Annotated in this window: 20 protein-coding genes; 6 read left to right on the top strand and 14 right to left on the bottom strand. The window is 74.4% G+C overall.

Going from position 1 to position 26,809, the window contains the following annotated elements; all coding sequences use genetic code 11:
- Positions 1-91: 91 nt before the first annotated feature.
- Together OG764_RS20545 and OG764_RS20540 are read right to left on the bottom strand one after the other, a co-directional pair.
- Positions 92-1,897: a hypothetical protein gene (locus OG764_RS20545; protein ID WP_328969873.1), complete on the bottom strand. Its 1,806-nt coding sequence runs from the start codon at positions 1,895-1,897 to the stop codon at positions 92-94.
- A gap of 140 nt (positions 1,898-2,037) precedes the next feature.
- A complete protein-coding gene (locus OG764_RS20540; protein ID WP_328969872.1) occupies positions 2,038-3,420 on the bottom strand; it encodes a transcriptional regulator in 1,383 nt (460 codons plus the stop codon).
- A gap of 305 nt (positions 3,421-3,725) precedes the next feature.
- On the opposite strand from OG764_RS20540, the gene OG764_RS20535 reads away from it, so the two are divergent.
- The 3 genes from OG764_RS20535 (at position 3,726) to OG764_RS20525 (ending at position 6,969) form a co-directional block, all read left to right on the top strand.
- Positions 3,726-4,391 carry a bifunctional DNA primase/polymerase gene (locus OG764_RS20535; RefSeq protein ID WP_328969871.1) on the top strand — a complete coding sequence of 222 codons (666 nt, stop codon included), beginning with the start codon at positions 3,726-3,728 and terminating at the stop codon, positions 4,389-4,391.
- Positions 4,392-4,462: 71 nt separating this feature from the next.
- Positions 4,463-5,317 carry an ABC transporter ATP-binding protein gene (locus OG764_RS20530; protein ID WP_328969870.1) on the top strand — a complete coding sequence of 285 codons (855 nt, stop codon included), beginning with the start codon at positions 4,463-4,465 and terminating at the stop codon, positions 5,315-5,317.
- Positions 5,314-6,969 (top strand): transporter, encoded by a 1,656-nt coding sequence (locus tag OG764_RS20525; RefSeq protein ID WP_443055998.1) that lies wholly within the window; start codon positions 5,314-5,316, stop codon positions 6,967-6,969. Before OG764_RS20530 ends, OG764_RS20525 begins: the two co-directional genes overlap by 4 nt.
- A gap of 646 nt (positions 6,970-7,615) precedes the next feature.
- On the opposite strand, the gene OG764_RS20520 is transcribed toward OG764_RS20525, so the two are convergent.
- The gene (locus OG764_RS20520; RefSeq protein WP_328969869.1) at positions 7,616-8,500 is read right to left on the bottom strand and encodes an alpha/beta fold hydrolase; all 885 of its coding nucleotides are present in this window, start codon (positions 8,498-8,500) and stop codon (positions 7,616-7,618) included.
- Between the two features lie 671 nt (positions 8,501-9,171).
- A complete protein-coding gene (locus tag OG764_RS20515; RefSeq protein ID WP_328969868.1) occupies positions 9,172-9,864 on the bottom strand; it encodes a metal-dependent transcriptional regulator in 693 nt (230 codons plus the stop codon).
- 196 nt (positions 9,865-10,060) lie between these two features.
- Here OG764_RS20515 and OG764_RS20510 point away from each other — a divergent pair, with 196 nt between their 5' ends.
- The gene (locus tag OG764_RS20510) at positions 10,061-10,816 is read left to right on the top strand and encodes an SIS domain-containing protein (RefSeq protein ID WP_328969867.1); all 756 of its coding nucleotides are present in this window, start codon (positions 10,061-10,063) and stop codon (positions 10,814-10,816) included.
- A 52-nt stretch (positions 10,817-10,868) separates the two neighbouring features.
- Here the strand turns inward: OG764_RS20510 and OG764_RS20505 are convergent, their stop codons facing one another.
- Together OG764_RS20505 and pdxH are read right to left on the bottom strand one after the other, a co-directional pair.
- Entirely contained in the window at positions 10,869-12,146 is a 1,278-nt protein-coding gene (locus tag OG764_RS20505) for a PAS domain-containing protein (protein WP_328969866.1), read from the bottom strand.
- Positions 12,147-12,676: 530 nt separating this feature from the next.
- On the bottom strand, positions 12,677-13,312 hold the full coding sequence (pdxH, locus tag OG764_RS20500) for a pyridoxamine 5'-phosphate oxidase (protein WP_328973091.1): 636 nt from the start codon (positions 13,310-13,312) through the stop codon (positions 12,677-12,679).
- A 313-nt stretch (positions 13,313-13,625) separates the two neighbouring features.
- Here pdxH and OG764_RS20495 point away from each other — a divergent pair, with 313 nt between their 5' ends.
- Complete coding sequence (locus OG764_RS20495) at positions 13,626-14,732, top strand: citrate synthase 2 (RefSeq protein ID WP_328969865.1); 1,107 nt, start codon at positions 13,626-13,628, stop codon at positions 14,730-14,732.
- Positions 14,733-14,797: 65 nt separating this feature from the next.
- Here OG764_RS20495 and OG764_RS20490 read toward each other — a convergent pair whose 3' ends face one another.
- The 7 genes from OG764_RS20490 to OG764_RS20460 form a co-directional block, all read right to left on the bottom strand.
- Positions 14,798-15,472, bottom strand: coding sequence for a TetR/AcrR family transcriptional regulator (locus OG764_RS20490; RefSeq protein WP_328969864.1), 675 nt, complete (start codon positions 15,470-15,472; stop codon positions 14,798-14,800).
- The gene (locus OG764_RS20485; RefSeq protein ID WP_328969863.1) at positions 15,460-16,197 is read right to left on the bottom strand and encodes an enoyl-CoA hydratase family protein; all 738 of its coding nucleotides are present in this window, start codon (positions 16,195-16,197) and stop codon (positions 15,460-15,462) included. Before OG764_RS20485 ends, OG764_RS20490 begins: the two co-directional genes overlap by 13 nt.
- A 133-nt stretch (positions 16,198-16,330) precedes the next feature.
- Positions 16,331-17,503 carry an acyl-CoA dehydrogenase family protein gene (locus tag OG764_RS20480; RefSeq protein WP_328969862.1) on the bottom strand — a complete coding sequence of 391 codons (1,173 nt, stop codon included), beginning with the start codon at positions 17,501-17,503 and terminating at the stop codon, positions 16,331-16,333.
- Complete coding sequence (locus tag OG764_RS20475; protein WP_328969861.1) at positions 17,500-19,494, bottom strand: ATP-binding protein; 1,995 nt, start codon at positions 19,492-19,494, stop codon at positions 17,500-17,502. Before OG764_RS20475 ends, OG764_RS20480 begins: the two co-directional genes overlap by 4 nt.
- Before the next feature lie 7 nt (positions 19,495-19,501).
- A complete protein-coding gene (locus tag OG764_RS20470; RefSeq protein ID WP_328969860.1) occupies positions 19,502-21,100 on the bottom strand; it encodes an acyl-CoA carboxylase subunit beta in 1,599 nt (532 codons plus the stop codon).
- Entirely contained in the window at positions 21,097-22,950 is a 1,854-nt protein-coding gene (locus OG764_RS20465) for an acyclic terpene utilization AtuA family protein (protein ID WP_328973090.1), read from the bottom strand. The genes OG764_RS20470 and OG764_RS20465 overlap by 4 nt, the downstream gene beginning before the upstream one ends.
- 125 nt (positions 22,951-23,075) lie before the next feature.
- Positions 23,076-23,924, bottom strand: a complete 849-nt coding sequence (locus tag OG764_RS20460) for a TIGR03084 family metal-binding protein (RefSeq protein WP_443056228.1) — start codon at positions 23,922-23,924, stop codon at positions 23,076-23,078.
- A gap of 505 nt (positions 23,925-24,429) precedes the next feature.
- On the opposite strand from OG764_RS20460, the gene OG764_RS20455 reads away from it, so the two are divergent.
- Positions 24,430-26,067 carry a CocE/NonD family hydrolase gene (locus OG764_RS20455; protein ID WP_328969859.1) on the top strand — a complete coding sequence of 546 codons (1,638 nt, stop codon included), beginning with the start codon at positions 24,430-24,432 and terminating at the stop codon, positions 26,065-26,067.
- Positions 26,068-26,152: 85 nt separating this feature from the next.
- Here OG764_RS20455 and OG764_RS20450 read toward each other — a convergent pair whose 3' ends face one another.
- Complete coding sequence (locus tag OG764_RS20450) at positions 26,153-26,698, bottom strand: hypothetical protein (RefSeq protein WP_328969858.1); 546 nt, start codon at positions 26,696-26,698, stop codon at positions 26,153-26,155.
- Between the last annotated feature and the right edge of the window lie 111 nt (positions 26,699-26,809).

Here is a 26,809-nt window from a genome sequence, read left to right as displayed (position 1 = left end):
GACGCCCCGGGGCCGCGCGACCCGCCCCCGGGAGCCGTACGGCCGGCCGGGGCGGTGCGCCCCGGCCGCCGCCGGCCCGGCCCGGCCCCGGTCAGAGCTGGGTGCGGTCGCGGGTCGGCAGGTCGTACTTGCCGGCGATCCGGTTCCACAGCGCCGAGGCGGACTGCTTCGCCTGGGTCGCCTCGCCGCTCGCCTTGTTGCCCGCCTGCGCGTGGCTCGTGTTCCTGGCCTTGCCGCCCTTGCAGAGCTTCTTGCTGCCGTCGACCTGCTCGGCCCACTCCGCGTAGTGGTTGTCGGCCTCGGCGGAAGCCTGCCAGGCCTTCTTCAGCGCGGCGGACAGCCGGGCGTGGTCCGGCAGCTTGTCGACCTGGAGCTCCTGGAGCCGGGTGACCAGCTCCTCGCGCTGCCGGGCGGCGTCGCGCAGGTCGTCGGCGGCCTGGTCCAGGTTGTCGCAGCCCTTGATGTCCTCGACCGAGCGGATGACCGCGGCCCGGCTGTCGTTGCTGTCCTCGAGCAGCTTGTCCAGCTGTATCGCCTGGCCCTTCGCCGGGTCCACGGGCTCCTCCGCGGCCGGCGCGCTGCTGCCGCCCGCCCTGGGGCTGGAGGACTCCGACACCTGCGAGGACTCGGTGGGGCTGTTCGACCCCTTCTCGCCGCCCATCAGGGCGCCCACGCCGAGCCCGACCACGGCCAGGCCCACCACGCCGGCGACGATCAGCGCGACGGGCGTCCGGCGCGGCTCGGGTTCGCCGCCGGGGCCGCCGTACGGCGGCCGGCCGTAGCCGGGCGGCGGGGGCGGCTGCGGGTGGTAGCCGCCGGGGCCGGGCTGCGGCGGGTAGCCGTAGCCGGCGGGCGGCTGCGGCGGCTGCTGGCGGCCGCGGGCGGGCGGCTGCGGGCGCCGCGGCGCCACCGGCTCCTCGATCTTGGGCAGCTGGGCGGTGGACCCGGCCGCGTCGTCGTTGCGGAACAGCCCGTCGAACTCCGGGGGCGGCCCGGACTGCGCGGGCGCGGCGGGCACCGGCGGGATGAACTGCGTCGGATCGCTGTCCGCGGGCGAGGCCGGTCCCCCGGGGGACCCGGCGCCGGCCGGCACCGGCGGCAGGAAGGCCGTCGCCTCGGCGTCCGCACCGGCGGCCTGCGGCCGGTACGGCGGGATCAGCGAGGTCGCCTCGGCGTCCGAGCCCATGGCCTGCGCCTGGTACGGCGGGATGAAGGCGGTCGCCTCGGCGTCCGTCCCCATCGGGGGCTGCGCCCGGTACGGCGGGATGAGCGAGGTCGCCTCCGCGTCCGCCGCCGCCTGCGCCTGCGCCTGGTACGGCGGGATCAGCGAGGTGGCCTCGGCGTCCGTGCCCATGGTCTGGTACGGCTGCTGCGGGGGCGGCTGCTGCTCGTAGCCGGCCGGCTGCCAGTACGGCTGCTGCCCGTGCGGCTCGCTCTCCCCCTGCTGCCCGTACGCCTGCTGCGGCGGCTCGGGCTGTCGGGGCTGCTCCGGCTGCTGCCCGTAGGCCTGAGGCTGCTGCTGCCCGTAGTCATGCTGCGGCTGCTGCTGCGCGTACGGGTCCTGGTACGGCGGCGGTGCCTGCTGCTGCCCGTACGACTCGTGGGAGTACTCCTGGTGCGGGTACCCGTAACCCTGCGGGGGCGGATACCCGTAACCCGGCTGGGGCGGGAGCGGGGATGGCGGGGTCTGCGGCGGTGCCGGTGGCGGAGGGGTCTGCGGAGGGGCGCCCGGACCCCACTCGGCGTCCCACGGCCGGCCGCCGACCGGCGCCGCGGGCGGCGCCTCGGGGGTGCCGGGGACCCAGGGCCCGGAACCGTCGGCGGGCAGCACGATGCCCTCGCGCGGGGGCTGCGCCGCCGGGTACTGCGGTTCGCCCCCCTGGCCGCTCTGCGTCACCGGGACTCCTTCTCCACCTACGGAATCGTCGGCTCACGCTACCGGGTCCTCCTGACGGACTGCCACGCACCCGTGATCAAACTCAAGCAGGCACGCCGGAGTACGGCCGCCGACTTCTCCGTGCCGGCCCGCGGGACGGCTCAGACCGGCTGCATCTCCAGACGCGCGGTGAACTCCCGGACGGCGGCCTCGTCGCGGTACGGCACCAGCCGCCGGCGGAAGTCCTCCAGGTACTCCGCCCCGCGGTTCGTCCGCAGCGTCCCGAGCAGCTCCACCGCCCGCGCGCCGGTCTGGCAGGCCTCTTCCACCTCCCGCTTCTCCACCTGCGCGGCCGCCAGCAGCAGCAGGCCGATGGCCCGTCTGCGGGCCTTGGTCTCGGGCAGCGCCCGCAAGGCCTCCTCGGCCCGCCGCCCGGCCGCGTCCGCCTGCCCGAGGTCGCGGTGGCAGTGCGCGAGCTCGTCGGCCAGGTACGCCGTGTCGAAGTGCCTGATCCACACCGGGTCGTCCCCGGACTCCGGCTCGGCCCGCTCCAGCGCCGACACCGCCCGCCCGGCCAGCACCTGGGTGGCCCGGGCGTCGCCCAGCAGGGCGTGCCCACGCGCCTCGGCCGCGAAGAACATCGCCTGCACCCGCGGGGTCACCTGCCCCCGGGCCCCCTCCTGGGCGGCCCGCGCCAGCTGCGAGATCTCGCGCGGGTTGCCGAGCTCGGCGGCCAGGTGGCTCATCGACGCGGCGAGCACGTAGCCGCCGTACGCGCGGTCGCCGGCGGCCTGGGCCAGCCGCAGGGCCTGGATGTAGTAGCGCTGCGCCAGCCCCGGCTGGCCGGTGTCCACGGCCATGTAGCCGGCCAGCTCGGTGAGCCGGGCGACCGCCGCGAACAGGGACCGTCCGACCGGCTCCCGGTACGAGCCGCCCAGCAGCCCCGACACCACGCTGTTGAGGTAGTGGACGACGACCGGGCGGACGTGCCCGCTGCCGAACCGGTGGTCGAGGTCGGTCAGGGCCTCGGTGGTGGCGCGTACGGCCTCGACGTCGCTGAGGCCGACCCGGGCGCCCGCGGTCCGGGCGACCTGGGCGTCGGCCTGTGTGATCAGCCAGTCGCGGCTGGGTTCCACGAGGGCGGAGGCGGCGACGGTGGAGCCGGCCAGGAAGTCGCGGCGGCCGACGTCGGACCGCCACAGCTCGCAGACCTGCTCGATCGCGCCGAGCACGGTCGGGGAGAACTGCAGGCCGACCCCGGAGGCGAGGTTCTTGCCGTTGGCCATGCCGATCTCGTCGATGGTGACGGTGCGGCCCAGTTTGCGGCCGAGGGCCTCGGCGATGATGCCGGGGGCCCGGCCGCGGGGCTGCTGGCCGCGAAGCCAGCGGGCCACGGACGTCTTGTCGTAGCGGAGATCCAGTCCGTGCTCGGAGCCGCACATGTTCACGCGGCGGGCGAGTCCGGCGTTGGAGCACCCGGCTTCCTGGATGAGCGCCTGCAGCCGTTCGTTCGGCTGGCGGGCTACGAGAGGCCTGGCTGCCATGGAAGAAACCCCCTGAGGCCACGGGTGATCGTTCGACTGATCACTGCCCTGTTGGGATGCGGAGAATGCGTAACTTGCCCGGAACCTGGCACTCTTGCGCTCGCTTGCCGGGGGTTGTCGGATTTCAGGCGTGCGTTCACGGAGGTCGTTACCCAGTCCCCGGTTCCCGGCCTCGTGCGCGCCCCCGCCCATGCACCCGTGCGCCCCGCGTGCAGGATCGATGCGGCACCGGTCGCGCACGCCGCCTGGCTCCGCCCCCGTAACCCCAGGTGACGGGGGGAGTTGTGAAGGACGTGGAAGAGACCATGGGAGTCACGGAAGCCGCACCCATCCCCAAGCAGCGTGGCGAGCAGCTGCTGGACCAAGCCGTGCGGTACGCGGAAGAGCGGCACTGGGACGTGTTCCCCGGTACCTGGCTGGAGCCCGGCGACGGCAAGGAGGTGTGCTCCTGCGGGGCGGCGGAGTGCGCGGCCCCCGGCGCCCACCCGGCGCGCGACGACTGGGCGGCCCAGGCCACCGGCAGCGCCGTCCAGGTCCGCCGGTCCTGGCAGCGGCAGCCCCAGGCCTCGGTCCTGCTGCCCACCGGCCGCACCTTCGACGCGATCGACGTGCCGGAGACCGCCGGATTCCTGGCGCTGGCCCGGATGGAGCGGATGGAACTCACCCTGGGACCGGTCGCGCTGACCCCCGACCGCCGCATGCTGTTCTTCGTCCTGCCCGGCGCCGGCGCCAAGGTCCCGGACCTGGTGCGCAAGCTGGGCTGGTCACCGTCCGCCATCGACCTGAAGGCGCGCGGCGAGGGCGACTGGGTGCCGGCTCCGCCGACCCGGTACGGCGGCCGCGGCGCGGTCCAGTGGGCCCGCCGGCCCACCCCCGCGAACCGCTGGCTGCCCGACGCGGAGGAACTGATCAACCCCCTTGCCTACGCGTGCGGTCGCGAGGCCGCGGATGCCCGCGCCAGGCACGCCTGACACCTTCCGGCCGACGGCTTCGCGCCTCGTATGGTGGTCCGACCAACGGGGAACGAAGAAAGGTGCGGCACATGCCTGACCAGGTGGCTGCGGCTGAGACGGGCGGAGCGGGTGAAGCGGGCGGGGCGCGACCGGCGCCGCCCGCCGCCGTGCGGATAGAAGGCCTGTGGAAGCGCTTCGGTGAACAAGTGGCCGTCTCGGGCATCGACCTGGAACTGCCGGCCGGCAAGTTCATCGGCCTGGTCGGCCCGAACGGCGCGGGCAAGACCACCACGCTGTCGATGGTGACGGGCCTGCTGCGCCCCGACCACGGCCGGATCGAAGTCGCCGGGTGCGACGTGTGGGGGACCGGCCCGGGCGCCGGGCCGGTGGACGTCAAGGCGCGGATCGGAGTGCTGCCGGAGGGGCTGCGGCTCTTCGAGCGGCTGTCCGGCCGTGAACTGCTCGGCTACATGGGCCGGTTGCGCGGACTGCCGGGCGAGGAGACCGACAAGCGGGCCACCCAGCTGCTCGACGTCCTCGACCTCGCGGGATCCCAGCACAAGCTGGTCGTGGACTACTCGACCGGCATGCGGAAGAAGATCGGCCTCGCCGCCGCACTGCTGCACAACCCCGAAGTCCTCTTCCTGGACGAGCCGTTCGAAGGCGTCGACCCGGTGTCCGCGCAGACCATCCGCGGAGTGCTGGAACGTTACACCGCGTCCGGCGCCACGGTCGTCTTCTCCTCGCACGTGATGGAGCTCGTCGAGTCGCTCTGCGACTGGGTCGCCGTCATGGCCGCCGGCCGGATCCGCGCCGCGGGCCCGCTCGCCGACGTCCGGGGCGGGGCCTCCTCCCTCCAGAACGCCTTCCTCGAACTCGTCGGCGCCCACGGCCGCGACGCGGGCGAGTCGCTGGACTGGCTCGGCGGCGGAGCGGCCCGGTGAGCTCCACGACCGGCCTGACCGCACCGAGCGCCACGCCCTTCCCGGCCGCGCCCGCACCCGCCACCGCGGCGGAGCTGGCCCCGGTCTTCGTCCGCCTGAAGCTGTCCCTGCTGCGCAACGGCCTCAAGCAGTCCTCGAAGCGCCGGGCCGCCTTCGTCATCACCCTCGTCTTCGTGGTGTTCTTCGCGCTGCTCCAGCTGCTCGGGCTGATCATGCTGCGCGGCCACGAGCACGCGGCCACCGTCACCGTGGTCCTCGCCGGCGTGCTCGCCCTCGGCTGGACCGTGATGCCGCTGTTCTTCTCCGGCGGCGACGAGACCCTCGACCCCTCGCGCCTGGTGATGCTGCCGCTGCGGCCGGGCCCGCTGGTCGGCGCGCTGCTCGTCTCCTCCCTGATCGGCATCGGCCCCTTCTTCACCCTCTGCCTGGCGGTGGGTTCGGTGGTGGCCGTGGCCCAGGGCCCGGCGGGCATCGCCGTCGGCGTGCTCGCCGTGCCGCTGCTGATGGCCGGCTGCGTGGCCCTGTCCCGCGCGGTGGCCACCGCCAACGTGCAACTGCTGTCCAGCCGCAAGGGCCGTGACCTCGCGGTGCTGAGCGGGCTGGTGATCGCGGTCGGCGCGCAGGTCGTCAACTTCGGCGGCCAGCACCTGTTCAAGGCGGGCGGGATGGACGCGCTCGACCCGGTCGAGGCCGTGGTGCGCTGGTTGCCGCCGGCGACCGCGATCGGCGCCGTCGACTCGGCGGCCCGGGGCGCGTACGGGACCGCGGCCGCGCAACTGCTGCTGACCGCGCTGGGCGTGGCCGGGCTGCTGTGGGCGTGGCAGCGCTCCCTCACCAAGCTGATGGTGACGCCCGACGGCTCGACCATCGCCGCCGCCGGGCCGGCCCGGGACCGCTCCGGCGGCGGACTCGTCCGGCTGCTGCCCGGCGGCCGCACCGGTGCGGCCATGCACCGCTCGCTGCGCTACATGTGGCGGGACCCGAAGACGAAGGCGGCGTGGGTGACCTCGCTGGCCGTCGGCCTGATCGTGCCGGTCTTCAACGCGCTGCAGGGCACCGGGTCGATCTACCTCGCCTGCATGGGCGCGGCCATGCTCGGCGTGCAGATGTACAACCAGTTCGGCCAGGACACCTCGGCGTTCTGGATGGTCGCCCAGACCGTGTCCGGGCCGCGGGACGCGTACGTGGAACTGCGCGCGCGGGCCTACGCGCTGGCGCTGGTCACGGTGCCGTACTCGGTCGTGGTGACGGCGGTGACGGCGGCGCTGGTGGGCAACTGGGCGGCGCTGCCCGAGGCGCTGGGGCTGTCGCTGGGCGTCCTCGGCGGGATGCTGTGCACGGGGGCGGTCAGCTCGGCCCGGTTCCCGTACTCGATCCCGCAGGACGGGGCGTTCAAGAACGTGGCCGCCGGGCAGGGGGCACTGGCCTGGATGAGCATCTTCGCCGGGGCGCTGGCCTCGGCGGCGCTGTGCGCGCCGCTGATCGTGCTGACGGTGTGGCTGCACGTGGCGGGGCAGCACGCGCTGCTGTGGCTGGTGCTGCCGGTGGGGATCGCCTGGGGCGCGCTGTGCGCGTGGGCCGGACTGCGCCTGTCCGCCCCCTGGGTGGCGCGTCGCCTCCCCGAAATCCTGGAGGCCGTAAGCAAGGGCTGACCCCGCCCTCCCGGCCACCCCGGCCCCGCCGGTGCCTGGCGCCGCACCCAGCCTCGCCGGTGCCCTGGCGGCGCACCCCGCCGGCCAACCCCCAGCGTCGCCGGTGCCCTGGCGGCGCACCCCGCCTGGCCGGCAATCCCCAGCCTCGCCGGTGCCCTGGCGGCACATCCCGCCTGGCGGGCAACTCCCAGCCTCGCCGACGCCTTGGGGCGCAACATCCAGCCTCGCCGGCGTTTGAGGCGCGGGGTTTGGGGCGGAGCCCCAAGACTGCAACCCGGCTGGCGCCGGGCACCGGGCTCCGCCCGGACCCGCTCCTCAAGCGCCGGAGGGGCTGAAGGGTGCACGGGGTCACCGGGCCCCGCCCGGACCATCCTCAAACGCCGGAGGGGCTGAAGGGTGCACGGGGTCGCCGGGCCCCGCCCGGACCATCCTCAAACGCCGGAGGGGCTGAAGGGTGCACGGGGTCGCCGGGCCCCGCCCGGACCCGCTCCTCAAGCGCCGGAGGGGCGGGAGGGCGCGCGGGGTTGCCGGGCCCCGCCCGGACCCGCTCCTCCGGCGAGGCTGGGAGTTGGTCAGCCGGCGGGCTGGAGGGTGCCACGGGTAGCCGGCCGGCTGGAGGGTGGCACGGGTAGCCGGCAGGGGTGGGTCAGGGGGCGGGGACGCCGGTCAGGAAGGGTTCCAGGGCGGCTCGCCAGGCGGCGGGTTGGTCGTAGTGGAGGTAGTGGCCGGCGTCGGGGACCTCCGCGTACTCACCGCGCGGCAGCACCCGGACCATCTCCTGCGCCTCGGCCCGCCCGAGCTCGCCGTCCAGCCCCCGCACCACCAGCGTCGGGCACCGCACCTGCGCCAGTTCCTCCCAGTGCGCGTCGTACACCCACGTCTCGCGCGCCTTGAGCATCTGCGCGCGGGAGAACACCGGCCGCCAGCCGTCCGGCCCCTGCGCCATCATGTCGGCGAAGTACGCGCCGCGGGCCGGGCTGGGCCGCTCCACCCACGGGTCGTCCTCGCCGAACCACTGGCGGACGGCCTCGGGGGACGCGAAGGGCAGCGGCCAGCTGTTGAACCAGTCCTCCCACTCGCGCTGGGAGGCCGCACCCAGGGCGGAGGCGCGCATGTCGCAGATGACGAGCGCCTGTACGAGGTCCGGCCGGCGCGCGGCGAGCTGCCAGGCGGTGAGCGCGCCCATGGAGTGGCCGATCACCGTGACGGGCGCGAGGCCGAGCTGCTCGATGGCGGCCTCCGCGTCCGCGACGAACGCCTCACGGCTGTACGGGCCGTCGGCGGGGTGCTCGCTGTGGCCGTGTCCGCGCTGGTCCAACGCGACCGTGCGGCGGCCGCCGGCCAGCCAGTGCGCGGCGTCGGCCCAGTGGGCCGCGCTGCCCATCAGCCCGTGCAGCAGGAGCACCGCGGGGCCCGCCCCGGCTCCGTCGTCGTCCTCGGGGGCCTGCCGGCCCTCGCCGGCCGCCGCGGCGAACTCCCAGGCGGCGAGACGAACGCCGCCGGCTCCCGTCACATCGAAGCGCCGTACCAAGGTCGATGCACCTCCCTTCGCTCCCGCCCAGAGTATCGAACTCGCATTCGAAAACCGGTCTCCGCTCGCCAACACCGCTCTTTCGAGTGACCTTGCTCAAGGATTGGCGGCCGCTGCCGAGGGGAGATCTTCAACGGGAGGCGGGCCGCTCGGGGAAGACGGTCCGAGGGGATTGACCCTGGGAGCTCGGGGCTCCGGGTCAGCCAAGGGGAGGACGGGTCCCGGCGCCGCAAGGCGCCGGGACCTTCCCTTGGAAGCCGTGGGTACGGCGAGGGCCGCGCGGCCCGGGAGAAACGTACGAAAGCCCATTCCGCCCAGACTGGCACGACGGCCGCGCGCAGGCGCCCGGTTCGGCCAGATTGGCACCCCGCCCGGTCGTTCCCCGCACAGGAGCGCACCCGCTGTCCGCTGTGCGGGAGCCTGAGTCCGCGGAGCGGGACGCACGAGGGGTGTGTACGGCCGGCGGCCCGCCGTGCGCGGACCCGCCGCGATGCGGCGTCCCGCGGCGGCAGCCCGCCGTACGGCGACACGGATACGCCGTCCGGGCCCGAGGGTGGCGGGCGGGACGGCGTACGGGTCCGGACCGGGCGCCCGGGGTGCGGCGCCCCGGTCCGGGTGGTCTGCGGCTGCTCGGCGGTCGGCGCCCCGCGGCCGCGGTGGGTGCTCGACGGTCAGCGCTTGGCGACGAACACGTGGGAGGCGATGTCCGCCTCCAGCTCGGCGGCCTCGCCGCCGGAGCCGACCAGCACACCGCCGGGCGACTCCGTCACGCTCACCACGGAGCCGGGCTGCACGCCCGCGCGCCGCAGCGTGTACATCAGCTGCGCGTCCGTCTGGATCGGCTCACCGATCCGGCGGACCACGACGGTCTTGCCCTCGGTGCCGGGGTCCAGCTCGGACAGGCTGACCATGTTGTCGTCGAGGAACGGGTCGGCCTCGGCCTTCTCGCCCAGCTCCTCCAGGCCCGGGATCGGGTTCCCGTACGGAGATTCCGTCGGGTGGCGCAGCAGCTCCAGCACCCGCCGCTCCACCGCCTCGCTCATCACGTGCTCCCAGCGGCAGGCCTCGGCGTGGACCTGCTCCCACTCCAGGCCGATGACGTCGACGAGCAGGCACTCGGCCAGCCGGTGCTTGCGCATGACGCGCGTCGCCAGCCGGCGGCCCTCCTCGGTCAGTTCCAGGTGCCGGTCACTGGCGACGGCCACCAGGCCGTCGCGCTCCATCCGCGCCACCGTCTGGCTGACCGTCGGACCGCTCTGATCGAGCCGTTCGGCGATCCGGGCGCGCATGGGGACCACGCCTTCCTCTTCCAGCTCGAGGATGGTGCGGAGATACATCTCCGTGGTATCGATCAGTCCGGACATACGTGCCCCTCAGTATCGTGCGCTGGCCCTGCCCCCAATTCTGACGCATACCGCCGACAACCGTCCCGCGCCGGGGAAACCGGGCACCCGCCGTTGCCCGGCCACCGGGTTGACCCGCGTATTGACAGGCCGCTGGTCCAGACCGCACCGTGATCGGCGACACGGAAGCACCCCACCCCGGAAGGGTCCTCGGCGCATGAGCGAGAGCAAGCTGGCCGGTCAGTTCTTCGACGCCGCGATCGGGCTGCTGCAGCAGGTCAGGGACGAGGAGTCCGGGCACATCGCCGCGGCCGGCGAACTGATCGCCGAGGCCGTCGCGTCCGGCAACCGGCTCTTCGCCTTCGGCGCCGGGCACTCCTCACTCCCGGCGCAGGACGTGGTCTACCGGGCCGGCGGCCTCGCACTGATGAACTTCCTCTCCGTCCCCGGCACCGCGGGCGTCGACGTCATGCCCGCCACCCTCGGCAGCGCCCTGGAGCGGGTCGACGGCCTGGCCGGGGCGGTCCTCGACAGCAGCCCCGCCGCCGCCGGCGACGTCCTGGCGATCATCTCCCTGTCGGGCCGCAACGCGCTGCCCGTGGAAATGGCCATGAACGCCCGGGCGCTGGGCCTGAAGGTCATCGGCGTCACCTCGGTGGCGTACACGACCGGCACCCGGTCCCGGCACGCCTCCGGCACCTTCCTCAAGGACCACTGCGACATCGTGCTCGACAGCAAGATCGCCGTCGGTGACGCCGAGCTCAGCCTCGACGGCATCGAGGCGCCGTTCGCGCCGGCGTCCACGGTGGTCACCAGCGCGATCATGCAGTCCGTGATGGCCGCCGCCGCGGAGCAGCTGGTCGCGCGGGGCATCGAGCCGCCGCTGCTGCGCTCGGGCAACGTGGACGGCGGCCACGAGTGGAACGGCCGCGTGCTCGCCGAGTACGGCGACCGGATCTTCTTCCGCCACTGACCCGCGCGGTACCCCGCCGTCCCCCGCCGACACCCCGTGCCGTCCGGTCGGCTCAGCGGTTGGCGGTGAGGGCCTCGGCGAGGTCCAGGTCGGCCGCGACACGGGCCGCGACCTCCTCCGCGTAGACCGCGTCGGGGCGCTCGAACGCGGGCCGGGTGGCCGACCGCAGGAAGGTCAGGACGCCCAGGGTCCGGCCCCGGCTGCGCAGCACCGTGCACAGCCCGTGGACGACGCCCTCCGGCCAGCCCTCGGGGTTGCGCACCGGGCTGCTGATCCGGACCGAGCCGACCCGGTCCATTGCCTGGAGCACCGGATGGCCTGGCTCGTACCGGACCGGGATCCGGGCCGCGCTGACCAGCGGCGGCGGCGAGGCCGTGGACCGCAGCAGCCGGTCGCCGACGCTGAGGTCGACCAGCGCGTGGTCCGCGAACCCGGCGAGCGCGAAGTCCAGCCGTACGCCCACCGCCTCGGCCGGGTTCTCGCACTCGGCGGCCGCGCGGGCCGCCCGGTGCATCTGGTTGGTGCGGAACTTCAGCTGCGCGGTGTCCAGCTCGGCCTGGCGGGCCTCGGTGACGTCCTGGAACAGCCAGCCCACCCCGAGCGGCACCGGCTCCTCCGCGAGCGGCGAGGCCAGCAGCAGGAACCCGCACCGCCAGCAGCGCCGCCGCAGCCCCTCCGGAGTGCGCACGGACACCCACAGCTCCACCGGCGCGGGCGGCGCGCCCTCCGCCAGTACGTGCTGGAGCGCGCCCTCGAGCTGCTCCACGCCCTGCACCAGCAGGTCGCCGAGGGGCCGCCCGAGCAGGGCGGTGCGGGTGCTGCCGAAGGCCCGGGCCGCGTGCGTGTTCACGACGGCCGGGCGCAGGTCGACGTCGACGAGGACCACGCCCCACGAGGCGTCGTCGAGGAGGGCCTCGCTGAGGGCGATCGAGCGTTCCAGGTCGATCTGGGTGTGGACCTCGCTGAAGGCGCAGTACACCCCGGCCGGTTTCCCGGCCGCGCCCGGCACCCGGGCGGACTGGGTGCGTACGAGGACCCGTCCGCCGTCCTTGGTCAGCAGGGCGAACTCGTGGACCTGGCGGCCGGGCGTGTCCTGCGCGGCCATCAGGCGTTTCGCCACGTCCTCGGCGTCGGCCGGTCTGGCCGCCCAGCCGGCGAACCCGCGCCGGCCGACGGCCTCGGCCGCCGACCAGCCCAGGATCCGCTCGGCCTCGCGGTTCCAGTGGGTGACGACACCGTCGGCGTCGAACGCGCACAGGGCGGCGTCCATGCCGTCCAGCAGCGCGGCGAGCAGATCGTCGGTGGTCTCACTACGTCCGGAAGCACTCACCTGGAACCCCCTGCAGGTGTTCGTGTGCGGCACGTCAGATCATTCAACTGCAACGTGACGCAGCCCACACCGGGTTCCCGGAAATCGGTGCGCACGCGGTTGCGTACGGGGTCGCGCATCGGCTCACGTGCGGTTCGTCCGCGGGCGCGTGCGCCGGTTCGCGACCCCGGACCGCCCCGGCACCGACCCGGCGGACGGGCTTCGGACCCCCGTCGAAAAAAGGGGTTGAGGGGTCCGCGAAGGCGTTTTAGATTGGCTTCACACCGAAAGGAGGTGATCCGGAGAATGTATGCAAACCGGACGCGTGAGGTGACTGCGGGCTAACGCTCGCTGTCAGCGCGCACCCAGTGCGTTGCCGGCGTGATCGCCGGCCAATCCCAAGCAGTCACCCGACCCGCGGGCTCGCCGGTACGTCCGGCCGGCTCCTCTCACTGCAGGAGAGGAACCCGAGCCCGCGGGTCGTCTGCGTTCCCGGGCGCGCCGCGCGCCGGGGCCGCCCGTACATCCCTGCGGTCCGCTTCCGGGCCGGGTCAGGGGCAGAGGCGCTCGACGCGCCAGGCGCCGCCGGCGGGGCCGGCCTCGCGCACGTAGCGCAGGCGGTCGTGCAGCCGGTTCGCGTGGCCCTGCCAGAACTCCACCTCGTCGGGCGTGACCCGGTAGCCGCCCCACTCGGTCGGCACGGGCACCTGCTCGCCCTCGGGGTAGCGGGCCGCGAGCTCGGCGTACCGCCGGTCGAGGTCGGCGCGCGAGGCGATCACCGAGGACTGCTCGCTGGCCCAGGCACCGAGCTGCGAGCCGTGCGGCCGGGAGCGGAAGTAGGCGGCCGTCTCGTCCCGGCCGGTGCGGACCGCCTTGCCCGTCACGATGACCTGCCGGGCGATCGGGTGCCAGGGGAAGAGCAGCGAGACGTACGGGTTGTCGGCGATCTCGCGGCCCTTGCGGGAGCCGTAGTTGGTGAAGAACACGAAGCCCCGGGCGTCGAACTGCTTGAGCAGCACGGTGCGCGAGCTGGGGCGGCCGTCGGGCGTGGCGGTGGCGACGACCATCGCGTTGGGCTCGAAGAGGTTCGCGTCCGCGGCCTGCTGGAACCACGCGGCGAACTGGTCCATGGGGTCCGCGGCGAGGCCGGACTCGGCCACGATCTCGGATCGGTACTGCTTGCGCATGACGGCGGGGTCAAGGTCCTGGTTCGGCACACCGCCATCCTGCCGCAGGCCGCCCCCGCGCCGGACGGGTGGGCCGGGCAGCGCCGGACAGGTGTGCCGGACGTCACGCTTCCGCGCGGGTGCGGAAGCCGACAAAATCTGGAGGCTGGGCAGCGGTGGCCGCTGTATTTCGCGTCCGCACGGGGCATGACGGGATTGACCCCGCTCGGCCGGGCCGAACCGCGAAGCGCGTGGAAGCGTACAAAGATGTGCGTACCCGCCCATCCTGACGCATGGTCATAGCCGTACCTCGCACTACCTGAGGAGCCGCCTCATGTCCGACTTCGTACCCGGACTCGAAGGAGTCGTCGCGTTCGAGACGGAGATCGCCGAGCCCGACAAGGAAGGCGGCTCGCTGCGCTACCGGGGGGTGGACATCGAAGACCTGGTCGGACACGTCTCCTTCGGGAACGTGTGGGGCCTGCTCGTCGACGGTGCGTTCAACCCCGGTCTGCCCGCGGCCGAGCCCTTCCCGATCCCGGTGCACTCCGGTGACATCCGGGTCGACGTCCAGTCCGCGCTCGCGATGCTCGCCCCCGTGTGGGGTCTGAAACCCCTCCTCGACATCGACGAGCGGACCGCCCGTGACGACCTGGCCCGGGCCGCCGTCATGGCGCTGTCGTACGTCGCCCAGTCCGCCCGCGGGCAGGGCCGGCCGATGGTCCCGCAGAAGGAGATCGACAAGGCCGAGTCGGTCGTCGAGCGCTTCATGATCCGATGGCGCGGCGAGCCCGACCCCAAGCACGTCAAGGCCGTCGACGCGTACTGGACCTCCGCGGCCGAGCACGGCATGAACGCCTCCACGTTCACCGCGCGGGTGATCGCCTCGACCGGCGCGGACGTGGCGGCCGCCCTGTCGGGCGCGGTCGGCGCGATGTCCGGCCCGCTGCACGGCGGCGCGCCGTCCCGCGTCCTCGGCATGATCGAGGAGATCGAGCGCACCGGCGACGCGGTGGCGTACGTCAAGAAGGCCCTGGACAAGGGCGAGCGGCTGATGGGCTTCGGGCACCGCGTGTACCGCGCCGAGGACCCGCGGGCCCGCGTGCTGCGCCGTACGGCCAAGGAGCTCGGCGCGCCGCGCTACGAGGTCGCCGAGGCGCTGGAGAAGGCGGCCCTGGAAGAGCTGCACGCGCGCCGCCCCGACCGGGTGCTCGCCACCAACGTCGAGTTCTGGGCCGCGATCACGCTGGACTTCGCGGAGGTCCCGGCGCACATGTTCACCTCGATGTTCACGTGCGCCCGCACCGCCGGCTGGTCGGCGCACATCCTGGAGCAGAAGCGCACCGGCCGCCTGGTGCGCCCGTCCGCCCGCTACGTGGGTCCGGCCGGCCGCAACCCGCAGGAGATCGCCGGGTACGAGGACATCGCCGCGACCGCCTGAGCGGCACGGGCACGCGGGTGAGGGCGCCGCATCCCCGCGGGGGTGCGGCGCCCCTCGCGTGTCCGTCAGGTGTCGAGGGCGGCGTCGAGGAGGCGGGACCACTGGGCGACGACGCGGGCGCGGCGGGCGGTGTCGTCGGTGAGGACGTTGGCCAGGCCCAGGCCGCGGGCCATGTCGAGCAGGCCCTGGACGGTTTCGCGCACGCCCGGGGCGGATTCGTCGGCGCCGAGCAGGTCGACGGCGATCCGGTGGGTCTCGCGGCCGACCCGCGCTTCGAGTTCGGTGACGCGGGGGCGCAGCTGCTCCTCGTTGGAGGCGGCCACCCACAGCTGGAGGGCGGCGCGGAAGAGCGTGCCGGTGTAGAGGTCCACGAGGGCCTCGACGACGGCGGGGCGGGCGGCCGGGCCGCCGTCGAACAGGCTCCGCAGCGCGGCGGAGCGTTCCTCGGCGACGTACTCGACCGCGGCCGTGAACAGGTCCTCGCGGGTGGGGAAATGGTGCTGGGCGGCGCCGCGGGAGACGCCGGCGCGCTCGGCGACGACGGCCACGGTGGAGCCGGCCCAGCCGTGCTCGGCCAGGCAGGACAGGGCGGCTTCCAGGAGGCGCTGCCGGGTGGCGCGGCTGCGGTCCTGCTTGGGCTCCTTGAGCTCCTTCGGTTCCTTGTGCTCCTTCTGCTCCTTCGGCTCCTTGGCCTCGCCGGGTTCCCGGGGTTCGCGGGCCGGGCGGGTCACGACAGCCATGACGGGTTCCGGCGTTCGAAGCGGGCGGTGATGCCTTCGCGGGCCTCGGCGGAGCCGAAGATCTCGGCCGAGAGGGTGGCGAGGGCCGCGCCGTCGCGGTCGAGTGCCTCCCTGACGGCGCGGGTGACCAGGCGTTTGGTCGTGGCGAGGGCCAGCGGGCCGGCCTTGCGCAGGCCGTCGAGTACGGGCGCGAGGGCCGCGTCGACGTCGTCGGCGTGCAGGGTGAGCAGGCCGATGCGGGCGGCTTCGGCCGCGTCGAAGGTCTCGGCGGTCAGGAAGTAGCGGGAGATCGCCCGCGGGTCGAGCAGGGGCAGCAGCGGGCCGGAGATGACGGCCGGGACGATGCCGAGGTGCACCTCGGTGAAGGCGTACGTGGATCCCGGGCCGGCGGCGGCGAGGTCGCAGACGCCGAGCAGGCCGAGGCCGCCGGCCCGGACGTGTCCGGTGACCCGGGCGACGACGGGCTTGGCCAGCGCCGCGATCTCCCGCAGCAGGGCGAGGAAGTCCGCCGGGTCGCAGGGCGACTTGAGGTCGGCGCCCGCGCAGAAGGTGGTGCCGGCGTGGGTGAGGACGACCGCCCGGACCGCCGGGTCGGCGCCCGCCGCGGCGAGCGCGGTGCGCAGTTCGCCGACGAGGGCGGCGGAGAGCGCGTTGCGGTTGGCCGGGGAGTCGAGCGTGAGGGTGGTGATGCCGTGCGCGTGCGCGGCTTTGACGACCGGTTCCACTGCGGCTCCTCTCGTGCGGGTCTGGCGCCGGGGCCGGGCCGGGGACGCCCGCCCGGCCCCGGCGGGGCGGACGGCGCGCCCCGGCCTGGCGGGGCTCGTTCTGGTACTCGGGTACTGCGGTGTTGCGGTGCTGCTAGTACGACTTGGGCAGGCCGAGGGTCTGGTGCGAGACGAAGTTGAGGATCATCTCGCGGCTGACCGGGGCGATCCGGGCCACCCGGGCAGCCGTGATCAGGGAGGCGAGGCCGTACTCGCGGGTGAGGCCGTTGCCGCCGAGGGTGTGGACGGACTGGTCCACCGCCTTGACGCAGGCCTCGCCGGCAGCGTACTTGGCCATGTTCGCGGCCTCTCCGGCGGCCATGTCGTCGCCGCTGTCGTAGAGGTGCGCGGCCTTCTGCATCATCAGGCGGGCGAGTTCGAGCTCGATGTGGGCCTGGGCGAGGGGGTGTGCGACGGCCTGGTGGGCGCCGATGGGCTCCTTCCACACCTGGCGGGTCCGGGCGTAGTCGACGGCGCGGCCGAGGGCGTAGCGGCCCATGCCGATGGCGAAGGCGGCCGTCATGATGCGCTCGGGGTTGAGCCCGGCGAACAGCTGGAGCAGCCCGCCGTCCTCGTCGCCCACGAGGGCCTCGGCGGGCAGCCGTACCTCGTCCAGGACGAGTTCGAACTGCTTCTCGGCGGACTGGAGCTCCATGTCGATCATGGTGCGGCCGAAGCCGGGGGTGTCGCGGGGGACGATGAACAGGCAGGGCTTGAGGCCGCCGGTCCGGGCGTCCTCGGTGCGGCCGACGATGAGGGTGGCGTCGGCGATGTCCACGCCGGAGATGAAGACCTTGCGGCCGGTGAGCACCCAGGCGTCGCCGTCGCGGCGCGCGGTGGTGGTGATGCGGTGGGAGTTGGAGCCGGCGTCGGGCTCGGTGATGCCGAAGGCCATCGTGCGGCTGCCGTCGGCGAGACCGGGCAGCCAGGCCTGCTTCTGCTGCTCGGTGCCGAAGCGGGCGATGACCGTGCCGCAGATGGCGGGCGAGACGACCATCATCAGGAGCGGACAGCCCGCGGCGCCCAGTTCCTCCAGGACCAGGGAGAGTTCGGCGATGCCGCCGCCTCCGCCGCCGTACTCCTCGGGGAGGTTCACGCCGAGGTAGCCGAGCTTGGCGGCTTCCGCCCACAGCTCCTCAGGGTGGCCGCCCTCGCGGGCGGTCTTGGCCAGGTACTCGCGGCCGTAGCGCTTCCCGAGGGCGGCGACCGCGGCGCGCAGGGCCTGGTGCTCTTCGGATTCGACGGTGGTGCCGGCGGTGGGGCTCATGGTTGCGGTTCCTCCTGGACTACGGCGAGCAGGGCGCCGACCTCGACCTGGTGGCCGGGGACGGCGTGGAGCGCGGCGAGCGTGCCGGAGGCGGGCGAGAGGATGCGGTGCTCCATCTTCATCGCCTCCAGCCAGATCAGGGGCTGCCCGGCGGTGACGGCGGCGCCGGAGACGAGGCCGTCGGCGACGCGGACGACGGTGCCGGGCATGGGGGCGAGCAGGGAGCCGGGTTCGGTGCGGTCCTGGGGGTCCGTGAACCGGGGCAGGGCCGTGAACGTGTGGGCGCCCAGCGGCGAGTCGACGTACACGGTGCCGCCTGCGATGCCGGTGCCGGTGTCGGTGCCGTCCCGGCCGCCCTCGCTGTTCGATTTGTGTTTCACGTGGAACATCCGCTGGACGCCCTCGACTTCGAGGGTGACGCGGTCGCGCGTGACCTCGACCACCGAGACGCCGGGGTGGTCAGGGTGGCTGAGGGGACGCACTCCCTCGCGGGTGCGGTCGTAGCGGACCTCGTGCTCGGCGCCGTCGGGCTCGGAACGGTAGCGGCGCAGCTGCGGCTGGGAGCGTACGTTGCGCCAGGCGCCGAGGCGGGCGGCGGGCGGCGCCCCGGGGGCCGGGGCCGCGGCGGCGAGCCCCGCGGCCAGCGCGGCGAGCCCGGCGCCCGGGGCTCCCACGGTGAGTTCCGGCAGGTGGCGGTCGTAGAAGCCGGTGTCGAGGCGGGCGGCCGCGAACTCCGGGTGCCGCAGGGACCGTACGAGCAGGTCGCGGTTGGTGGCCAGGCCGTGGATCCGGGCCCGGGACAGCGCGTGGGCGAGGGTGCGGACCGCCTCGGCGCGGGTGGGCGCGTGCGCGATCACCTTGGCGAGCATCGGGTCGTAGTGCACGCCCACCGTGTCGCCGGCCCCGAACCCGGTGTCGACGCGGACCTCGCCGGGCACGTCGAGGGCGTCGAGGGTGCCGGTCTGCGGGCGCCAGCCGCGCGCGGGATCCTCGGCGTAGAGGCGGGCCTCGACGGCGTGTCCGGTGGGCTGCGGGGGGTCGACGGGGAGCGGGGCGCCCTCGGCGATCCGCAGCTGGAGGGCGACCAGGTCGATGCCGAAGACCGCTTCGGTGACGGGGTGTTCCACCTGGAGGCGGGTGTTCATCTCCAGGAAGCAGACCCGGCCGTCGGCGGTGACCAGGAACTCCACCGTGCCGGCGCCCTCGTACGAGACGGCCCGCGCGGCGGCGACCGCCGCGGAGTGCAGGGTGGTGCGCACGGCGGCGGGCAGCCCGGGGGCGGGGGCCTCCTCGATGACCTTCTGGTGGCGGCGCTGGAGGGAGCAGTCCCGGGTGCCCAGCGCCCAGACGGTGCCGTGGGCGTCGGCGAGGATCTGCACCTCGACGTGGCGGCCGCGCTCCACGTACGGCTCGGCGAAGACCTCGCCGTCGCCGAAGGCCGAGCGGGCCTCGGCGGCGGCCGCGTCGAGCTCGGACTTCAGCTGATCGAGGTCGCGGACCACCCGCATGCCGCGGCCGCCGCCGCCCGCGGCGGCCTTCAGCAGCAGCGGGAGGTCGGCCTCGGTGGCGCGGGCCGGGTCCACGGGGTCGAGCAGGGGCACGCCGGCGGCGCGCATCAGCTCCTTGGCGCGCGTCTTGGAGGCCATGGCGTCGATGGCGGCGGGCGGCGGTCCGATCCACACCAGGCCGGCGTCCTGGACGGCCCGGGCGAACGCGGCGTTCTCGGAGAGGAATCCGTAGCCCGGGTGGACGGCGTCGGCGCCGGCCGCGAGGGCCGCGTCCACGATCAGGTCGGCGCGCAGGTAGGTGTCGGCGGGCGCGGCGCCCGGCAGCCGCACGGCGGCGTCCGCGGCCCGCACGTGGGCGGCCCCGGCGTCGGGGTCCGCGTACACGGCGACGGTGTCGAGGCCGAGGGCGCGGGCGGTACGGAAGATCCGCACGGCGATCTCGCCGCGGTTCGCGACGAGCACGGAGGTGATCTGCTGGGTCATCTGGGGCTCACATCCGGAAGACGCCGAAGCCGCCGCGGGCGCCCTCGACGGGGGCGTTGTGGACGGCCGACAGGCACAGGCCGAGGATCGTGCGGGTGTCGCGCGGGTCGATGATCCCGTCGTCGTAGAGCCGCCCGGACAGGAAGACGGGCAGCGACTCGGACTCGATCTGCGCCTCGACGAAGGCGCGCATCCCGGCGTCGGCCTCCTCGTCGTACGGGCGGCCCTTCGCGGCGGCCGACTGGCGGGCCACGATGGACAGCACCCCGGCGAGCTGCTGCGGGCCCATGACGGCGGACTTGGCGCTGGGCCAGGCGAACAGGAAGCGGGGGTCGTAGGCCCGGCCGCACATGCCGTAGTGCCCGGCGCCGTACGAGGCGCCGATCAGGACGGACAGGTGCGGGACCCGGGAGTTCGACACCGCGTTGATCATCATCGAGCCGTGCTTGACGATGCCGCCCTGCTCGTACTCCTTGCCGACCATGTAGCCGGTGGTGTTGTGGAGGAACAGCAGGGGGATGTCGCGCTGGTTGGCGAGCTGGATGAACTGGGCGGCCTTCTGCGACTCCTCGCTGAACAGCACGCCCTGGGCGTTGGCGAGGATGCCGACCGGATAGCCGTGCAGCGCGGCCCAGCCGGTGACCAGGCTGGTCCCGTACAGCGGCTTGAACTCGTCGAAGTCGGAGCCGTCGACGATCCGGGCGATGACCTCGCGCGGGTCGAAGGGGGTCTTGAGGTCGCCGGGCACGATGCCGAGGAGCTCCTCGGCGTCGTACAGCGGCTCCTCGGCGGCCGCGGGAACCGGGGTGGACCGGCGGTGGTTGAGGCGGGCGACGACCCGGCGGGCCTGCCGGATCGCGTCCTCCTCGTCGGCGGCGAGGTGGTCGGCGAGACCGGAGGTGCGGGCGTGCATGTCGGCGCCGCCGAGGGACTCGTCGTCGCTCTCCTCACCGGTGGCCATCTTGACCAGCGGCGGACCCCCCAGGAACACCTTGGAGCGGTCCTTCACCATGATCGTGTGGTCGGACATGCCGGGGACGTACGCGCCGCCGGCGGTGGAGTTGCCGAACACGACGGCGATGGTCGGGATCCCCGCGGCGGACAGCCGGGTCAGGTCCCGGAAGATCGCCCCGCCCGGGATGAAGATCTCCTTCTGGGAGGGGAGGTCGGCGCCGCCGGACTCCACGAGGCTGATGCAGGGCAGCCGGTTGGCGCGGGCGATCTCGTTGGCCCGCAGCGCCTTCTTCAGGGTCCACGGGTTGGAGGCGCCGCCGCGCACGGTCGGGTCGTTGGCGGTGATCAGGCACTCGGTGCCCTCGACCGTGCCGATCCCGGTGACCATCGAGGCGCCGACCGGGTAGTCGCTGCCCCAGGCAGCGAGCGGGGACAGCTCCAGGAACGGCGTGTCCGGGTCGAGGAGCAGCTCGATGCGCTCGCGGGCCAGCAGCTTGCCGCGCCCGCGGTGGCGTTCGGTGTACTTCTCGCCGCCGCCGGCGAGCGCCTTGGCGTGCTCGTCGTCGAGCGCGGCGAGCCGCTCCAGGGCGGTGGCCCGGTGCGCCCCGTACTCGGGGCCGGCGGGGTCGATACGGGTACCGAGCCGGGTCACCGGCTCACCTCCGGGGGTGTCGGGTCGGGGTCCTCGGTCAAGAGCTCGGCGGGCAGGTCGGCGAGGCGGGAGCGGAACCACTCGCCGAGCGCCTTGGCCTGCGGGTCGAAACGGTGCTGGGCCGCTACCCCCTCGCCGAGCAGGCCGCGGATCTCGAAGTTGAGGGCGCGCAGCCCCGGCAGCCGGTGGCGGGTGACGTCGAGGCCGTGCAGTTCCGGGAGCAGGGTGCGCAGGGCGTCGGTGGTCAGGGCGGCGTCCAGCCACTCCCAGGCGGGGGCGGATTCCGCCCACACCCCGAGGTTGGCGTCGCCGCCCTTGTCACCGCTCCGGGCGCCGAACACGCGGCCCAGGGGTGTGCGACGGGTGTCGGCGGGTCGTGCGGGGCCGGAAGCCGTCTCGGTGTCGGGGGCCGAGGTCCAAGGCGACCCGGCTCCGCCGGGTACCGGGCTCTGCCCGGACCCGCTCCTCGAACGCCGGAGGGGCCGAGTGGGCGGTGGCTCCGCGGGCTGGGACGGCTCCGGGGGCAGCGGGGGCACGCGGGGCGGCACCGGGACGGCGAGGCGTTCGCCCGTGGGGAGCACCGCCGTGTGCGGGACCTCCGCCGCCGGCACGTACTCCGCCGCGAACACCCCGTACGGCTGGGCCGGTCCCGGCGGGGCCGTGACGTGGAAGCCCGGGTAGCTGCCCAGCGCGAGTTCGACGGCGGCCGACGAGAACGCGCGCCCCACCGGGTCCGGCGACGGGTCGCGGACCACCAGCCGCAGCAGCGCGCTCGCCGTCTCCTGGGTGCCGGCGTCGGGGTGGTCCGTGCGGGCCAGCGTCCAGGTCGCCTCGGCGGTCCCGGCCAGCGCGCCGGCCAGCTGGTCCCGTACCAGCGCGGCCTTCTCCTCGATGTCGAGGCCGGTCAGGACGAACACGGTCTCGTTGCGCCAGCCGCCGATCCGGGTCACGCCCACCTTGAGGGTGTCCGGCGGGGCCTCTCCGCGGGTGCCGGAGATCCGCACGCGGTCGGGGCCGTCGGCGGCCAGCCGTACGGTGTCCAGACGGGCCGTGACGTCCGGGCCGGCGTAGCGGGCGCCCTGGGTCTCGTACAGCAGTTGCGCGGTGACCGTGCCCGGGGTGACGGCGCCGCCGGTGCCGGGGTGCTTGGTGACGACCGCCGAGCCGTCAGCGGCGATCTCGGCCAGCGGGAAGCCGGGGCGGCGCACGTCGTGGCGGCCGAAGAAGGCGTAGTTGCCGCCGGTGGCCTGGGTGCCGCACTCCAGCACGTGGCCCGATACGACCGCCCCGGCGAGGGCGTCGTAGTCCCGCGGCGACCAGTCGAACCACCAGGCCGCCGCGCCGCTGACCAGCGCCGCGTCGGTGACCCGGCCGGTGACGACCACGTCCGCGCCGGCCTTCAGGCAGGCGGTGATGCCGCCGCCGCCGAGGTAGGCGTTCGCGGTCAGCGCGCCGTCCCCCGCGAGCAGGTCGCCCCGCGCGAGCAGGTCGTCGCCCTCGACGTGCGCGACCGCGACCGGGACGCCGGCCTTCGCGGCGAGCGTCCGGACCGCGTCCGCGAGCCCGGCCGGGTTCAGGCCGCCCGCGTTGGCGACGATCCGCACGCCCCGGTCGCGGGCGAGCCCGAGGCCCTCCTCCAGCTGCTTCAGGAAGGTCTTGGCGTACCCGAGGTCCGGGTTCTTCAGCCGGTCCCGGCCCAGGATCAGCATGGTCAGCTCGGCGAGGTAGTCGCCGGTCAGCACGTCCAGCGGCCCGCCGGTCAGCATCTCCCGCACGGCCGAGGCGCGGTCCCCGTAGAAGCCGGAGGCGTTGCCGATGCGGAGTGGTCTCGACGGGTCGGGGCCGTGCAACGGAGCGGCGTCGGAGGTCCGGGGCGCCGGGGCGGAGCCCGAGGACGATCCGGCTCCGCCGGCACCGGGCTCCGTCCTGACCCGCGCCTCGGGCGTCAGCGAGGCCGGATGGTCCGCCGTGCCCGTCACCGGTCGGCCCGCGGGGCGCGGCCCGTGCCGGCCGGGCCGGCGAAGGCCTGGGCGATGTCCAGCCAGCGGTCGGCGTCGGCGCCCTCGGCCCGTACCGCGACATCCGCGCGGTGGGCGCGCTGCGTGACCAGCAGGCAGAAGTCGAGGGCGGGCCCGGTGACCCGCTGCGGGGCGTCCGGCGGCCCGTACGACCACACCTCCGCGGGCCCGCCCTCGGCCGCGGGGGCGGTCAGTTCCACCCGGAACTCGCCGTCCGGGGCCGGGAGTCCGCGGACCAGGTACGCGTAGTCCCGGGCGCGTACGCCGATCCGGGCGACGTGCCGCAGCCGCGCGGTCGGCACCCGTACGACGCCGAGCGCGTCCGCGATGTCCTGGCCGTGCGCCCAGGTCTCCATCAGCCGGGCGCTCGCCATCGAGGCGGCCTTCATCGGCGGCCCGTACCAGGGGAAGCGCGTGTCCTTCGGGGCCGCGGCGAGCACCGCGTCGAGGGCGGCCCGGCCGTCCCGCCACCGCTCCAGGAGTTCGGCGGGCGGCAGCGCGGCCCCTTCGGCGGCGCCCTCGTCCACGAAGCTCTCGGGGGCGGCGGCCGCCGTGCCGAGCATCCAGGCGAAGCCGTCGGGGTCGGTCATCGACAGCAGCGCCGCCCGGTCGGTCCAGGCGAGGTGGGCGATCTGGTGGGCGACGGTCCACCCCGCCGCGGGCGTGTCCCGCTTCCAGTCGCCGTCCGCCAACGCAGCGACCAGCAGGTCCACTTCCCGGCTCTCGTCCCGCAGATCGGCGAAGACGGCGAGCACGGCGAGGGCGGCGGGGGCCGCTGCGAGCACGGCGGGAGCCACGTCGGGCACGGCGTCGGGCGAGGCCCCGGGCACGGCGTCGGCCGCAGCCTCCGGCGTGACGCCGGGGGCGCCGGCGGCGGCGGAAGCGGAGGGGGAAGCAGAGGCGGGCGCGGCAGCCGCGGCCAGGGACGGATCGGCGATCGGTTCGGGCACGCGCACTCCCTCGGAGGGGTTCGGACACGGACGGGCACACCGGTGTGAGGGGAAGCGTGGCAGCGCCCCACAAAACAATCAAGCGTGCTTGCATGATTTTCCGGAACGAACTGCGAACGAACTTCCGGTGAGGGATCCGATCTGGCCACCACTCAACTCGACGCCGCACTCGGCGTGTTGCCGTCCGCCCTGTTGAGCCCCGGCCGAAGCCCGCGCCCCGCCGCTTCCTCACAAGGGGGCAATTCCGGTCTCATCCCCGGAACTCGCGAAACGTCGCTGATGTCTGAGCCCATACTGAGCAGCGCTCCGGGCCCCGAGCACTCACACGTTCATGCCACTCGACGAAGAGAGATGAACTGACGTGACCGAAGCCGCCCTGCCCCCGGTGACTCTCTACCCCGAACTCGACGAGGCCGCGCTCACCGCCTTCGTCGCCGCCCTCGAGAGCGGCGACACCGCCGGACTCCCCGCCGCCCGCGCCGCCGAAGTGTCCACCGCCCTCTCGCTGGTGGTCTTCAGTCGCGTCCGCATCCCGGGCGCGGAAGGCGACGAACTCGACGGCGCCCTGTGGCGGCACGCCGACGACCGGCCGCGCCCGGTCGTGGTGATGCCTTCGCCGTGGGCCAAGCAGGGCTGGGTGCTGTACGCGGTCCAGGCCTCCCTCTTCGCCGCCCAGGGCTACCACGTCCTCGCCTACACGGCCCGCGGCTTCGGCCGCTCCGGCGGCGCGGTCGACGTCGCCGGCCCGCTCGACGTCCGGGACGCCCGGCTGGCCCTCGACTTCGTGACCGAGCGGATCCGCGGCGAGGTCACCAAGGTCGGCTTCCTCGGCGACTCGTACGGCTCCGGCATCAGCCAGCTGGCGGCCGCGCACGACGAGCGGATCGACGCGGTCGTCGCGCTCAGCAGCTGGGGCGACCTGGGCGAGGCGTTCTACGAGAACTCCACCCGGCACGTCGCGGCGGTCCGGGCGCTGCTGGGGGCCGCCGCGACCGCCACGCTCAGCGAGGAGACCGCGCAGGTCTTCGCCGACGTGCTCGGCAACCGCAACATCGAGCGGACGCTGGAATGGGCGCGCCGCCGCTCCCCGTACACGTACCGGGAGGAGCTGATCCGCCGGCAGGTCCCGGTGTTCTTCGCGCACGCCTGGCACGAGACGCTGTTCCCGACCAACCAGACCCTGAAGCTGTTCAACGAACTCACCGGCCCCAAGCGCCTGAACCTCTCCATCGGCGACCACTCGGGCCCCGAGATGAGCGGCATGGTCGGCCTGCCCAACCGGATCTGGACCGACGCCCACCGCTGGTTCGGCCACCACCTGCTCGGAAACCAGAACGGCATCGGCGACGAGGGCGAGGTGCTCAGCCAGGTCATGTGGAACACCCGGCTGGAGCCCCGCGCCGACTGGGACGCGGTCACCGCGCAGCGGCAGCGGCTGCACCTGGCGGGCGGCCCGGAGGGCGGCGACGGCTCGCTCGCCGAGAAGGCCGAGACCGGCTGGACCACCCGGGTGCTGACCGGCGTCGACACCCCGGCGACCGTCGCGGACGCGGTGGTGACCGCTGGCTTCGCGGAGATCGCGGGCCGGCCGAAGGTGTACGAGACGGCGGCGATCGACCGGACCGTCGCCGGGGTGTGGACCTCCGCGCCGCTGGACGGGGAGCTGCGGCTGCGGGGCGTACCGCGACTGCGGGCGACGTACACGACCGGGGCCGAGGGCTCCGCCTTCGTCGCGTACCTCTTCGACGTGGGCCCGGACGGCGACGCGCACATCATCACGCACGCGCCGTTCACCGACCTGGAGACGCCCGCCGGCCGGCCGATCGCGGTCGGCATCGACCTCCAGGCCACCGGGTACGACGTGCCGGCCGGGCACCGTCTGATGCTCGCGATCGACGCCCGCGACCCGTTCTACGGGGACGTCAACCTGCCGCGCGGCGTCCTCACGTTCACGTCCACCGACGACGGCCCGTCCTACCTGGAGCTCCCGCTCGACTGATCCGGGACGCCGGCTGATCCGGGACCGGCCGATCCCGGACCGGCCGATCCCGGACCGGCCGATCCCGGACCGGCCGATCGCGGGCCTACGGGGCCGGGGCCGGGGCCGGCCGGGTCCGGGTCAGCGCCATGGTCCAGTTGGTGAGCCAGGTCGTCCCGCCGTCGACCGAGAAGGCCTGCTCCCACAGCGCGGAGGTCGCCGTGATCCGGGACCAGACGAATCGCACCCGCACCGGGAGGCCGTCGTGCGTGTCCTCGCCGTAGAACACGCCGCGGCCGTCCTCGAACCGCCCGACCACCGGCGGGAAGAGGGTCCCGGTCCGCCTGCTCGCCCAGTGGAGCGACCAGTCCCCGGTCGCGGGGTCGTACAGCCCCAGGGTCAGCCCCGCGAACCCCTTGGTCGGGAATTCGATCTCGTCGAAGTTCGCAGCACCGCCGAAGTGCCCGGACACCCGGGAGACGGCCGGGAACTCCTCCCAGTCGCTCGACCCGTCCAGGAAGTCGGTGCGCCAGCGGTTGGCGACCTCCCAGGTCCCGACGAGGAAGTCGAAGTCCCGGCCGGGGGCGGGGGTGGCCGCGGGGGTGGGGACGGTGACGGGGGCGGGCGTTTCGTACGTCTCGTGAAGTGCCATGTGGGGGAACGTAAGCCGCCTCCACTGACACCATCTGTCAGTGGAGCTGCGACGATCCGCCGAGCGAACCAGCCCGTCAGGACGTTTCAGCGAACCAGCCCATCAGGACGT

It is taken from the genome of Streptomyces sp. NBC_00239, assembly GCF_036194065.1.
Classification (GTDB): Bacteria; Actinomycetota; Actinomycetes; order Streptomycetales; family Streptomycetaceae; genus Streptomyces.
This window is presented reverse-complemented; position numbering and strand designations above follow the sequence as displayed.